General features: G+C 38.1%; 13 protein-coding genes. 3 read left to right on the plus strand and 10 right to left on the minus strand.

Going from position 1 to position 13,580, the window contains the following annotated elements; translation table 11 throughout:
* Nucleotides 1-57: 57 nt before the first annotated feature.
* From ACFX4N_RS26075 to ACFX4N_RS26105, 7 genes are all read right to left on the minus strand, one after another.
* The gene (locus tag ACFX4N_RS26075) at nucleotides 58-612 is read right to left on the minus strand and encodes a glycerol-3-phosphate responsive antiterminator (RefSeq protein WP_013055261.1); all 555 of its coding nucleotides are present in this window, start codon (nucleotides 610-612) and stop codon (nucleotides 58-60) included.
* A gap of 113 nt (nucleotides 613-725) precedes the next feature.
* The gene (locus ACFX4N_RS26080; RefSeq protein ID WP_013055260.1) at nucleotides 726-2,264 is read right to left on the minus strand and encodes a carbon-nitrogen hydrolase family protein; all 1,539 of its coding nucleotides are present in this window, start codon (nucleotides 2,262-2,264) and stop codon (nucleotides 726-728) included.
* A 123-nt stretch (nucleotides 2,265-2,387) separates the two neighbouring features.
* Nucleotides 2,388-3,158 (minus strand): L,D-transpeptidase, encoded by a 771-nt coding sequence (locus ACFX4N_RS26085; RefSeq protein ID WP_057274974.1) that lies wholly within the window; start codon nucleotides 3,156-3,158, stop codon nucleotides 2,388-2,390.
* 189 nt (nucleotides 3,159-3,347) lie between these two features.
* Nucleotides 3,348-4,142 (minus strand): SurA N-terminal domain-containing protein, encoded by a 795-nt coding sequence (locus ACFX4N_RS26090; RefSeq protein WP_057274973.1) that lies wholly within the window; start codon nucleotides 4,140-4,142, stop codon nucleotides 3,348-3,350.
* Between the two features lie 259 nt (nucleotides 4,143-4,401).
* Nucleotides 4,402-5,394 carry a Gfo/Idh/MocA family protein gene (locus tag ACFX4N_RS26095; RefSeq protein ID WP_098901484.1) on the minus strand — a complete coding sequence of 331 codons (993 nt, stop codon included), beginning with the start codon at nucleotides 5,392-5,394 and terminating at the stop codon, nucleotides 4,402-4,404.
* Nucleotides 5,395-5,568: 174 nt separating this feature from the next.
* Complete coding sequence (locus ACFX4N_RS26100) at nucleotides 5,569-5,706, minus strand: hypothetical protein (protein ID WP_179865099.1); 138 nt, start codon at nucleotides 5,704-5,706, stop codon at nucleotides 5,569-5,571.
* 128 nt (nucleotides 5,707-5,834) lie between these two features.
* Nucleotides 5,835-6,227, minus strand: coding sequence for a YhcU family protein (locus ACFX4N_RS26105; RefSeq protein ID WP_013055257.1), 393 nt, complete (start codon nucleotides 6,225-6,227; stop codon nucleotides 5,835-5,837).
* 155 nt (nucleotides 6,228-6,382) lie between these two features.
* Between ACFX4N_RS26105 and ACFX4N_RS26110 the strand changes: the two genes are divergently transcribed.
* A complete protein-coding gene (locus ACFX4N_RS26110; RefSeq protein ID WP_098548319.1) occupies nucleotides 6,383-7,294 on the plus strand; it encodes an RluA family pseudouridine synthase in 912 nt (303 codons plus the stop codon).
* Here the strand turns inward: ACFX4N_RS26110 and ACFX4N_RS26115 are convergent.
* The 3 genes from ACFX4N_RS26115 to ACFX4N_RS26125 form a co-directional block, all read right to left on the minus strand.
* On the minus strand, nucleotides 7,232-7,444 hold the full coding sequence (locus ACFX4N_RS26115; RefSeq protein ID WP_377263309.1) for a hypothetical protein: 213 nt from the start codon (nucleotides 7,442-7,444) through the stop codon (nucleotides 7,232-7,234). The genes ACFX4N_RS26110 and ACFX4N_RS26115 overlap by 63 nt on opposite strands.
* 146 nt (nucleotides 7,445-7,590) lie before the next feature.
* Complete coding sequence (locus ACFX4N_RS26120) at nucleotides 7,591-9,609, minus strand: methyl-accepting chemotaxis protein (protein WP_192101058.1); 2,019 nt, start codon at nucleotides 9,607-9,609, stop codon at nucleotides 7,591-7,593.
* A 140-nt stretch (nucleotides 9,610-9,749) separates the two neighbouring features.
* The gene (locus ACFX4N_RS26125; RefSeq protein WP_192101057.1) at nucleotides 9,750-10,625 is read right to left on the minus strand and encodes a cation diffusion facilitator family transporter; all 876 of its coding nucleotides are present in this window, start codon (nucleotides 10,623-10,625) and stop codon (nucleotides 9,750-9,752) included.
* A gap of 332 nt (nucleotides 10,626-10,957) precedes the next feature.
* Here ACFX4N_RS26125 and ACFX4N_RS26130 point away from each other — a divergent pair, with 332 nt between their 5' ends.
* On the plus strand, nucleotides 10,958-11,914 hold the full coding sequence (locus ACFX4N_RS26130; RefSeq protein ID WP_057274969.1) for an L-lactate dehydrogenase: 957 nt from the start codon (nucleotides 10,958-10,960) through the stop codon (nucleotides 11,912-11,914).
* Between the two features lie 62 nt (nucleotides 11,915-11,976).
* Entirely contained in the window at nucleotides 11,977-13,557 is a 1,581-nt protein-coding gene (locus ACFX4N_RS26135) for a lactate permease LctP family transporter (RefSeq protein ID WP_057274968.1), read from the plus strand.
* Nucleotides 13,558-13,580: the final 23 nt, after the last annotated feature.

The raw sequence follows: 13,580 nt of genomic DNA on the forward strand, positions 1-13,580 counted from the left end.
ATCTATTAACTTATCTAGAAGTTTACTAGATGATGAAAGCGTTGTCAAACAGTTTTTTTAAGTTGAAATACTCCACAGTTCTCTATTTGATGTTGTAACAGCAGAAGCCCCGGCTTCTAAAGCATTATGAACTTCTTCTGCCGTTCGTATTAAGCCTCCAGCTAACACCGGAATGCCCGTTTCAGCTTTAACTTCTTGGATTAAAGTGGGCACAATTCCAGGAAGAAGCTCAATATAATCCGGTTTTACTTTCTTCATTAACTCATAGCTTTTCTTCAAAGCTGTGCTGTCCAATAAAAAGACCCGTTGAATGGCATAAATCCCTCTTTGTTTAGCTTTTAAAATAACGTTTGTTCTTGTCGAAATAATTCCCGCAGGCTTAAACTCCTGACACAAAAAATCAACCGCATACTCATCGTGCTTTAAGCCATGAATTAAATCTAAATGAATGATTAGCTTCTTTTCATGCTTATGGACCTCTTTCATAATTCCTTTTAGCATGCCCACTTGATTGTCTAAAAGAACTCCGTACTCATAATTACTTACTAAAAATTTTTCCAATTGCTTCATATCTCGAACAGCGGGTAATACCGATTGTCCATGAAAACTCATGTTTTCCCCTCTTTTCCATGGTTAGTCCACAAAATTCATTGTAATAGTTTTTATTATGGCAAAAGTTGAAATAAAAAACACCATGCATTTGCATGATGTTTTTAGAAACTGCGTTATTTTTTATATTTAATATTGTAAACGTCATGGCGTCGGTCTTTTAATTGACGAACCGTTCCCGATTGACGCTGGCGGCGAAGAATTTCTAAATCTACATCTCCAATAACTACCATTTCAATATTAGGATTACATTCTCCTACAATACCGTCTCGTGCAAATTCAAAGTCAGACGGTGCAAAAATAGCAGACTGAGCATACTGAATATCCATGTTTTCTGTTTCAGGCAAGTTTCCAACTGTACCTGCGATAACCGTATAAATTTGGTTTTCGATCGCGCGCGCCTGAGAGCAGTATCTTACGCGCAGATAACCTTGACGGTCTTCCGTACAGAATGGTGTAAAAATAATATTTGCACCTTTATCGGTAGCAATACGGGCAAGCTCCGGAAATTCAATGTCATAGCAAATTTGGATCGCAATTTTACCGCAATCTGTATCAAACACTTCAACTTTATCTCCTGGGCTAATTCCCCACCATTTTCTTTCATTAGGTGTAATATGCACTTTGTACTGCTTTTCAATTGTTCCATCTCGGCGGAATAGATAGGCAATATTAAAGATATCTCCATTATCTTCTTCGACAAAGTGGGATCCTCCAATAATATTTACGTTATATTTAACCGCTAAGTTAGTAAATAGCTCAATGTACTCTTCCGTATATTCTGCTACGCGCTGAACCGCTTTGCTTGGGATCTTTTCATTCAAGAAAGACATTAGCTGAGTTGTGAAAATTTCCGGGAATACGCAGAAGTCGGCTTTTGCATCATAAGCAACATCTGTATAATATTCTACCTGTGTTGCAAACTCTTCAAATGAATTGATCTGTTTCATCATATACTGAACAACACAAATACGCACTGGGAATGATGTTTTAAAATGGCGTTTTGAACGGCGAACGTAATCTACGTTGTTCCATTCCATCAACGTTGCATACTTATTAGAAGCTAGATCATCAGGAAGATAACCAGGGTTTATACGCATAAGCGTAAATCCGTTCATTAGCTGAAAAGATAGCACTGGATCATAAATTTTATGATGAATAACTTGCTCTACATATTCTCTAGGCGACATTTCAGCTGAATGCTTATGGTAATTAGGAATTCTTCCTCCAATGATGATACTTTTCAGGTTCAATTCACGTGCTAAATCTTTACGCGCTTCATATAAGCGGCGTCCTATTTTCATGCCGCGATACTTTGGATGAACCATTACTTCAATTCCATACAGATTGTAGCCTTCCGGGTTATGATTTGTAATGTATCCTTCGTCTGTAATATCGTCCCACGTATGCTGATCATCGTACTCATCAAAGTTCACAATCAAGCTTGAACAAGATCCGATAATTTCCCCGTCGTACTCTGCACATATTTGTCCTTCTGGAAAAATGGCCAGGTGACTTTCAAGTTGTTCTTTTTTCCACGGATCCATTCCCGGGAATGATAGCTTTTGAAGTGCTAAAATTTCATCTATATCGTCCGGTTTGATGTTACGAATAATCATTTTTTTCTCGAATTTTGATAAATCTATTGTAGACATACGCTCAAACAACCCTTTCTCTCTCTTCATTAGGCAATTAGTTTCCCTGTTTTTTATTATAATAAACATTATTAAAAATTCAAAAAATACCGTTCATATAGTCAGCTATATGAACGGTATTTTCTATTTGCAAATATCTAATTTTATGGATGTTTTTTTATTAGGATAATTTTCAATAAATCCTGGCCCTAAAGAGACTTTAATGCCATCTATTTTATATACATTATAGCGTTCACCGCGATTTAACGTACGAATCTTTACCCATTTTCCTTTTTCTTCCTTCAATAAAACCATCGGTGATTGAATCGTTACAAAACCAATTTGGCCTTTTGAGAGCTTTTTCGTTTTACAAAGATTCTGGGCGACTGGAGCACTGCTTACTTTGTATTTGTTTTTAACAGCGATTGAATCAAAACTTTGAGAATGGAATTGACCAATAACCACTTTTGTACCGGTTTGAACACGGTCAAACAGCCAGCGTACCTCTTCATCATACATACGAATGCACCCAGAACTTGCGTAAGTCCCGATAGAACTTGGATTATTATTTCCATGAATAGCATACGTCGTTCCATATGTTCCGCGCGCATTTAATCCTAGCCAGCGATCACCTAGCGGATTCCTAGGATCTCCTCCCCGAATGTTGTCTTTATAATAAGGCCGGTTTTTAATTTTATTCACAATGCTAAAGGTACCCTCTGGTGTATAACTCATCTGCCTCCCCGTCGCAACTTTGAACGTCCTTACTAATTTTCCTCTATCATAAAAAGCAAGGGTGTTAGTAGATTTGTTAATAATAATAAGTTGATTTGACGCCGCAGACGCATTGCCTGTCAGACCCATCCCCGCGAGTAAAAAAACAAGCCCAACAAAAAAAACAGCCACCTTTTTCATTTATCGACTCCCCCAATTTCTCTTATATCTATATAAGAAAAGTATAGGATGAAAGGCAAACCATCAGAACACTTTTTACCTTATAAGTCAAAATACAATAAAATCTTTCACGCACCCCTTTTTACTGACAAGAAACAATAAATGTACATAACAAAAAAACGGCCCTTTAAAGAGCCGTTTCATTTGTATTTAAAGCTTCACTTCAACTTTTGCATTTTTCTTAAGTTCTTCAACTTTTTTCTCCAATGCTTCTTGTTTCTTTTGTTGTTCAAGCTGCTGCTTAATTTGTGGCTTTACGTCTTCAAGCTTTGGCATTTGAGATTGTTCTTTACCGCCGCTTGCTTGACTTTGGCTTTGTTTTGCAAATTGATCGTAATAATCTTGAATTTCTTTATCTGTTACTTCTGGTGTTTGGATGTCTTTATCTAAGTACTGCTGATATTTAATGCTGTCAGCCAGCTCAGACTTTAATTGTGATTGAGTTAGTCCTGCATCTTTTAAAGCCGCTTTAAACTGTTTATCTGTTTTGAACTGCTTTTTCGTTTCTTTTAACTTTTTATTTACTTCTTCATCAGTTGCTTTATAGCCTTTTTTTTCAGCTTCTTGCAATAGCAATGTTTGACCTACTAAATTGTCAATTGTTTGCTGCTTTACTTGTTTAGCTGCTTCTTTAGATGTTGGGTCTTGTCCCATTTGTTGGTACTGATTTTGTGATGTAGCCAGGGCTGCATTATATTCTTCACCAGAAACTTTTTTACCGTTTACAACTGCTACGGTTTTCTTCTCATCTACTTTTTGTTTATCTAATTTCTTCTGCATTTCTTTTGCTTGCTTTTCCTGCTTTTCCTGAGCCTCTTTTTGCTTCTCAGTTTGTGCAGTTTTCTGATCATCACTTTTTGATTGCTTTGCATCATCGTTTGAACCGCATGCTGTTAAAGCTGCAGCAATTAACCCAATGAGCAATGTATACATCAGTTTTTTCATGATTAATCTCCTTTCATAATCCTAAACGATTATTAGCTATTCGAAAAAATCATCTAGGGGGCATTGTATATGATATAGGCGTAAAAAGAAACCATTTAGGCTAATTTTAAACATATGTAATAAGATTGAAACGTTCTGTAATCTTATGAAAGGTAAACAATTTCGTTTATACGACCTGTCTAATCATAACATTATTTAGTATGATTTACATAATTTACAGCAAGTTATTCATAGTACATTCTTTTCTTTAAAACTTTCTTTACATTAAAGATGACAGTATTCGATCACATAATCTCATCGTTTTTACATTGTCACTTCCACTGGAAAGAAGTTCTTTATCACTTGTACAACACTCAATGAAATGAGCCATCTCTCCAACAAATCCACGAAGGTAAAGATCTCGATATGCTCCTGACATTGGAGAAGTAGAAGGTGTAAACACACGGTCGTTTTCTTTTAATGACTTCCATGGTAATTCATCAAAAGTCTGAGATTCGTGAATAGTCAATGCGTTTACTTCATCAGCAAAAGCAAAGCCATTGTCAAATGTCACTAATAAGTTTTCGCTTTCGCGAGACCACGCTGTCATGCCAGTAAAATACAGGCTTCCTACCGTGCCATTTTCAAACTTCAGCGAAATACTATTTGAAATATACTCACCATGATTATTTCTGAACCCTGTCACGTGAACGACTTCGCCGAACAAGTGACGGACAAGATCAACGATATGTATGGCAGCAAGCTTCATAAACTGCTCTTCATCTTTACAAAAAGGGGTACTGTCTACAGCAAACCTCGCTTGAAATGAACGGACGTTTCCAAGGTTTCCTTCTTCAATTAGCTCTTTTAGTTTTATATAGCAAGGTGCATAGCGCTTCATAAAACCTACCATTACTTTTACGCCAGCTTCCCTAGCAGCATCTGAAATCTCTTTTGCTTCTCTTTCATTCATCCCCAAAGGCTTGTCCACATAAACATTTTTTCCCGCTCGAATGCAATCAAGCACCAAAGCAGGATGATCTTCAGGCTGTGCCACAACTACTACTCCGTCGCACTTTTCCTGCTTCAGCATTTTCTTATAATCATCGTATGGCGTACCGCTGCTCCCAAATCGCTGAAGAGCAGCTTTTGATCTTTCCATACTGCGTGTGGAAATTGCTTTAATTTCTGCTCCCGCTTCAATAACGGACGGATAAATGTTCGTTGATGCGTGAAAGCCTGCACCGATAAAACATAATTTTGCTTTTGTCATGTTTTCGCTCCTATTTGTTTTTTGTGATGGCTTTATACAAGTTTGACCATATCACAAGCTCTTTTTGAATGTCCAATTGAAATCTGAAATATGCCAATAAAAAGAAAGAAGTTGAGACACAACTAAATGAGTCCAATTGAAAGACGAAAAACTATTATACATGAGCTGAACCGCTTATGACACCACAGTTGATTTTCGTGCAAGACTTTGCTTTCCGCGGGCGGGCGCTGAGCCTCCTCGTCGCATACGCTCCTGTGTGGTCTCACCTGTTCCGCTTTTCCCGCAGGAGTCTCCGCCTTGCCCTCCAATCAACTGCTAGAAAGACCTCCCCTCAAGAAACCTACGTTTACCATAACAAAAAAATGAACCACTAATCAAAAATCTCGATCAATGGTTCGTTCTTCACTTCGTCTAGAATACTTTTGTCCCAGCCTCTTTCTTTAATTTATGTATGAATTATAAAACGATTCATACGAATACGTAATCAAATTGTTTTCTTTTGCAAAACACTCAATGGAAACAGGAAATAAGAACCCGTATTTTTTTAAAATTGAAATATTTTTTTCGAATTGCTCGCAGTCGCTTTCTTCAATCGGCCGATGTTGAATCGCTTCAATCACGGCAATTATTGTCTGAAGGCTACTAATGACTTGCAATGCTTCATCGAGTAAGCCATTATATAAATGGTCTGTACAATAATCTGGGTTTAATAATTCATCAGGATTAAGCTTATCTACAGATACATACCGAGGTAACAAGTCATAGCGAAGCTGTTCAGTCAACTCTTCTATGTAATTCTCCATTTCTGGCGGAGCTGCTTGGGCAATTTTCATGGTTACCCCCCCTTTTTTCTCTTAACTTATGTCTCTTTATTTAGCATAACACAAACATAAAACGAGAACTTCAGGTAGTTATTTCCTCCTAATTATTTACAAGTTCTTTTAAAAGATTAAAGGATATTTACTAGTATGTAAGGAAGGGATTAAATATGAGTATACACGGCCAATGGCTAGAAGATAAAATCGCAAAAAATGATGCAGGGCAAACAATTGAAGATTATTTAAAAACGAAATGGCGTATTCCTAAAAAAACGTTGCATCAGTTTCGGATGAATAAAAATGTCCTTATAAACGGTGAGCCTTTACCATGGAGAAACACGCTTAAGGAACATGATAAAATGTCACTCCCTTTTTTTGAAGCAGAGCCTAATGAAATAACACCTTACAATGTTGATATAGAGATTTTGTTTGAAGATGAGCACGTACTAATCGTAAACAAACCAATAAACCTAGATACTCATCCTTCATCAGAGCAAGACCAAAAAACTCTTTTGAATGCTGTAGCTGCTTATTTTCAAAAAATAGGCCTCAAAACAAAGCCTAGACACGTTCACCGTTTGGACAGCGATACATCAGGTGCTATCTTATTCACGAAGCATTTTGTAGCAAGCTCTGTGTTTGATCAGCTGCTGGCTGAACGTAAAATTAATCGGACTTATATTGCCCTCGTCCAAGGAATCATAAAAAAAGAGGACGGCATCATCAATGAACCCATTGGACGCGATCGTCATCACGCTACAAGAAGAAGAGTATCTAGAACGGGACAAGCTGCCAAAACACGTTATCGGGTGTTAAAACGCAATACGGCAAAAAACGAAACGCTTATTGAACTTTCGCTCGAAACCGGACGCACTCACCAAATTCGTGTTCATATGAGTCACATCGGCTATCCATTACTTGGCGATACGCTTTATGGAGGAAAGAGATTAAAAGAGCAGCAGCAAGCTTTACATGCCATTAAGCTTTCTTTTATACACCCGTTTACACATCAGCGTGTGTCAGCTGTTGCACCTCCAACTCAGCAAGTCTTTTTGCCTTACAGCAAGTTGTTTTCCTATTAAACATAAAAGAGAGATTAAGACACAACCAGCTAAAGGCAAACAAATAGGAGAAATATGCTCATATGGATCGCTTGAGACACCGCTGCTGATTTCCGTGCAAGACTTCGCTTTCCGCAGGCGGCCGGAGTCTTCGTCTTGCCCTCCAATCACCAGCTAGAAGCAGCAACATACATGAAACCTGCGTTCACCATATCAATAAAAAAAATCCGAACAAGTTGGATTCTTTATCAAGAATCTCAATTCACCGTTCGGATTTTCCTTTAACTAAAATACTTTTGTCCTAGCCTCTTTTTTTTCTATTGAATTTTAAACTGACGAATCAAGTTAGCTAATTCTTCACTAATCTCTTGCAGATGTTCAGCTGATTGAGAAACAGTAGAAATAGCTCTAATTTGTTCTTCTGTAGAAGCGGTAATTTCTTCAGTTCCCGCTGCTGATTGCTGTGCAATAGCTGCTATGCTTTGAATTGCCGCTACCACGTCTTCCTTATGCTCATCGATACTGTCCATGCTGCTTGTCACATGTTCGACAGCCGCTGCCACTTGTTCAATCGTAGTTGCAATTTCATGAAAAGCTCGTTCTGTATCTCCTACCACAAAGTCTTGAGACTTTGAAAGCTCTTCTGTACGGTTGCATTCTTCACGCGCAGCAGCGACTTCCCCTTGAATCGCTCCAATCGTATGGCGAACTTGTTCAGTGGCCTGAGAGGACTGTTCAGCAAGTTTTCGCACTTCTTCAGCTACTACCGCAAATCCTTTGCCATGTTCTCCTGCACGAGCTGCTTCAATACTAGCATTTAATGCAAGTAAATTTGTCTGATCTGAAATACTATTAATCGTGAAAATAATAGATTCAATTTTTTTCATCTTATTTGTTAATTCTTCCATTACAGCTTGAACAGCGTGAATCGTTTGAGACGATTCAGTGGTTTGGTTGCGAAGGAGCTGCATCTGTTTTAAACCTTTTTCATTGATGCTTACAGCTTCAATCGTCATTTTATTAATCTGTGCGTTTTGTTCAATGACTTCTTCAATTTGCGAAGATAAACTCATCGTTTTATGATTAGTAGAGTCAGCATCAGAAGCTTGCTGCGTGGCACCGCTCGCAATCTCATGGATAGCCCGGCCGATTTCCTCACTGGATGCAGTTGCTTCTTCAGATACGGCGCTCAAGTCTTCAACAGACGTTTTCACTGTCTCAACAGACGTCTGAACCGTGCCGATCAATGTTTTCATTTTGGCTACCATATCATTAAATAAATGAGTAAGCTCACCAATTTCATCTTTTGACTTCGTCTTCACCTGAACCGTTAAATCGCCAGCTGTTACTTTGGCTACTTCATTTTTCAAGCGGCGAATCGGATTAGTAATGATTCTTGAAAAAAAGATGGTTAACACCACTGATAATAAGATGCCAATTAACGCAATCCAGACAATAACAGTCAGTAAATGATGAGCGCTTGAGAGCATTTCATTATAAATAAAGGCATTTCCTATCTTCCAATTCGTCCCTTCGAGAGTATCATATGCCATCACTCTCTCTTCACCTTGAAAGGTATACTTCATGAAATCTCTATTCCGGTCTGCTTCGTACATTTTTTTCATAAATGGCTGATTCATTAAATTTTTCCCAGCTTCTGTTGGATGAACGAGCGCTGTGCCATTTTGATCAAATAAAAATGCATACCCACCGTGATTTACTTCTGCTTTACCTACAATGTTTTTTAATGCATCTAAGTCTAAATCAGTAGCTATAACGCCCAGCACATTTTTAGTATCTGGATCTAAAATAGCCTTTGCAATTGTCACGACCGTCTTTTTTGTTGCTGCATCTTCATATGGATCCGTATAAATAACCTCATCAGGTGATTCTACCGCTTGTTTGTACCATACCCTTGAAGTCGGATCATAGTTTGAACCAAACTCTTGTTTAGGAACAGAATACATTCCTTTATTTTTAGTGCCTATGTATTCAAGTACTAGGTTTGGATACTTTTCTTTAAACTGTGTAAACTCTTTTTGAACTGTGTTCCATGTAAAATACGGATTTTTCTCTTGGTTTGTTTGATCTCCTTCCTGCTTAACAAAATTAACAATTACATCGTTTTCACTATACGTCAGCAAAGAACGACTATACATGTCTAAGTATGTATGAATCGTTTCTTTTAACTCTTTCACTTGACTTTGAGACTGAACTTCTACATCTTTTTCTATTTGCGTTTTGGTAAATTGATAAACAGCCCCTGAAACAACTAATAATAAAATAGCTATAAAAATACTAAAAAATACTACGAGCTTTGCACTTAACCTCTTCATTCCCTCACCCTTCTACAAAAATCTTTATATTACTAATAACGGCTTTTCATTTTCATTTTTGAAGAAGTTTTTGTGATTTATTTCAAATTCCCGCAAAATAAAACCAGCGCATCCTTTCATAACGAAAGAACGTGCTGGTCTTATTTTTGCTTTTCGTATGCATCAGGTTCAATATGAACAAGCGTATCTTTAATTTGATGCTTATCGTTCATCATATGTTCAATTTGATCAGCAATTTCATGGCTTTTGATAACATTTAAATGGGGATCTACTTTAACAGTTACATCAATCACGACTTGATTACCAAGCTTGCGCGCTTTCACATCTTCTACTTCTTTTACACCTTCTACAAGCTCGATGCTTTCTTTGTAGTGCCCTAACTTCTCTTCGTCGAATCCGTCCGTTAAGGAATGAGCCGCTTCTTTAAAAATCTCGATGGCTGTTTTACAAATAATAATTCCCAGAGCAAAAGCAGCTACCACGTCCAGCCAGGGCAGGCCGAATTGTGAGCCGAAAATTCCCACAACAGCCCCTATACTCACAAGTGCATCAGACAAATTATCTTTAGCAACCGCATATAAAGACTGGCTATCAAGTTTTTTAGCAAGCTTAATATTATATCGGTAGACACCACCCATAACAGCAGCCGCTCCAAGACCTACCCAAGCAGCCAGTAAATTAGGCGCTTCAGATTTGTCCATAAATAATGACTGACCCGCATCGACCAATACTTCTAGTCCGATGACCATCATGATAAAAGAAGCAATAAGTGAAGAGATATGTTCCGCTCTGGAATGTCCATAGGGATGATCATTATCGCGAGGTTTTTTAGAGATTTTTAAGCCGACTAAGACGGCAATTGATGCAATAATATCTGTAACATTATTAAGACCGTCGGCTTTTAATGCAGAGGAAGCGGTGACACCCGCAATGATAAGTTTACATGCTGATAAAAAGATATATGATAAGATACTAACCCAAGCACCTTTTTGGGCTTGCTCATAGTAGTTCTCCATCCTTTCCACTCCTTTATTCAAAATAAGCAAACTTAGTGTAACAAATGGATTTCGTGTGGGTCTATAGAAACATTATTGGCTGCTAACATACAAATAGAGAATGTTAAACTCTTTAGCTTTCTGCAAAACAAGTTGCCTTTACTCAACACTTTAAACGTTTAAGATCTTTCTAAATGTGGCACTTCATGTAGAAGGACATTTTTTTAAATCGCCCTGTAAAATTGTTTACTATTTTTTAAAGGGTGTGATTTTTATCACAGCTGAAGCTATTTATTCTTGTTACACTAACATTGTGAAAAACATCACAAAATAAAATTCAAAGGATGATACAAATGAAAACACAATTTACACCAAAAACACGAAAAGTTGCCGTTATCGGAACTGGTTTTGTTGGCTCAAGCTACGCTTTTTCAATGGTGAATCAAGGTATTGCCAATGAATTAGTGTTAATCGATATGAACAAAGAAAAAGCAGAAGGTGAAGCACGTGATATCAATCATGGAATGCCATTTGCCACACCGATGAAAATCTGGGCTGGAGATTATAAAGACTGTGCTGACGCTGATTTAGCAGTTATTACAGCGGGCGCTAATCAAGCTCCAGGGGAAACACGCTTAGATCTAGTTGAAAAAAACGTTAAAATTTTCGAATGCATTGTAAAAGATATTATGAACAGCGGATTTGACGGCATCATTTTAGTGGCAACAAATCCAGTTGATATTCTCGCACACGTTACACAAAAAGTATCAGGATTACCAAACGGACGGGTAATTGGTTCAGGAACGATTCTTGACACAGCTCGCTTCCGCTACTTGTTAAGCGACTATTTCGAAGTAGATTCTCGCAACGTCCACGCTTATATTATGGGGGAACATGGAGATACGGAATTTCCTGTTTGGAGCCACGCGCAAATTGGCGGTGTGAAGCTCGAACATTTTATCAATACTGCCGCTATTGAAAAAGAACCGGATATGCAGCATCTATTCGAACAAACCCGCGATGCGGCTTACCATATTATTAATCGAAAAGGAGCGACTTATTACGGAATTGCAATGGGGCTTGTACGCATTACCAAGGCTATTTTAGATGATGAAAATTCTATTTTAACAGTATCTGCTTTATTAGAAGGACAATACGGTATTTCTGATGTGTATATCGGCGTACCAGCTATCATTAATAAAAACGGCGTGCGTCAAATTATTGAATTGAATTTAACTCCTCACGAACAGCAGCAGCTCGAGCACTCTGCTAGCATTCTTAAGCAAACTCGCGACAGAGCTTTTGTGTAACATCTAAAGATTTTTGCGGGGGACTCCCCCGCTACCTTGTTTTAAATATGTAGTAGAGGTGTATGAATATGACGTGGACTCAGGTATATAATCCTTTAGATAATATTTGGCTTTCTGCACTAATTGCACTCATTCCCATTATCTTTTTCTTTATTGCTTTAACTCTTTTGAAATTAAAAGGACACATTGCTGCCGGTATTACGGTGCTTCTTTCTATGATTATTGCTATTTATTTTTATGATATGCCTGCCTCAATGGTTTTAGGAGCCACAGGCTATGGGTTTCTGTATGCACTTTGGCCCATCAGCTATATTATTATCGGAGCGGTGTTCTTATATAAGCTAACTGTCAAAAGCGGACAGTTTACTACCATCAGACAATCTATTATTTCAATAACCGATGACCCCCGCTTGCAAATGCTGCTTGTTGCTTTTTCCTTTAATGCTTTTTTAGAAGGGGCAGCGGGATTTGGAGCTCCAATTGCCATTACAGCAGCGCTTCTAGTTGGACTTGGGTTCAAACCGTTAAAAGCAGCGGCGCTATGTTTAATTGCTAATACAGCTTCAGGAGCGTTTGGCGCCATGGGGATTCCTGTCATTGTCGCAGGACAAGTATCTGGCATAGATCCAAAAGAAATTGCTCATTTTCTTGGCACGCAGCTTCCGATTATTTCTTTTCTTATCCCTTTTTTACTTGTCTTTATTATGGATGGGATAAAAGGATTAAAAGACGTATGGAAAGCAACGAGCATCACAGCCGTTTCCTATGCACTGACACAGTATTTAACTGTTACATACATCGGCCCTGAACTTCCAAATATCACATCTTCTATTGTGAGTTTGCTTGCTCTTGCTTTTTATATTAAACGAACAAGCCCGGCAGCAGCTAAAAGCTTCAGCCTGTCACCAAAACAGATTTTAAAGGCTTGGTCTCCTTTTATTCTATTAACGATACTCGTTACGGCTTGGAGCATTTCTTTTGTCAAAACGATGCTTGAACATATGAACCTGCTTATTAACGTCCCATTTTTACACAATCACGTAATTAAAGCAGCGCCTTTAGTAAAAGATCCTACGCCTTACGCTGCTGTCTTAAAAATAGACCTATTTGCAGCAACAGGTACAGCAATTCTTATTGCTTGTATCCTTTCAGTTTTCTTGCTTAACGTATCGCCAAAAGTGGCATGGACCACTCTTTTAGAAACCGTAAAAGAATTATCAAGACCTATTATTACTATTATGATGGTCATTGCTTTTGCTTTTATTTCAAATTATTCAGGACAGTCTTCTACACTTGGATTAGCGCTCGCTACATCAGCTGCTTATTTTCCATTTTTATCTCCATTTCTTGGCTGGATCGGCGTATTTCTAACGGGGTCTGTCGTATCAAATAATGCGCTGTTCGGCAACTTGCAGCTAACTACAGCTCAGCAAATTAATGTTTTGCCAATTATTCTTGTAGCGGCCAATACTGCCGGCGGAGTGATGGCTAAAATGCTTTCTCCTCAATCAATTGCCGTCGCTGCCGGAGCAGTGGGACTGGCTGGAAAAGAAAGTGAACTGTTCAAATACACGCTCAAATACAGCATGGGATTTTTGATACTAGGGGGATTTGTTACCTTTTTGTTAGCTTGGTGGTTATGATAAAAAACTGCTAAAAATCCTGT

Origin of the sequence: Priestia sp. YIM B13551, from assembly GCF_042787905.1 — a bacterium.
GTDB lineage: Bacteria > Bacillota > Bacilli > Bacillales > Bacillaceae_H > Priestia.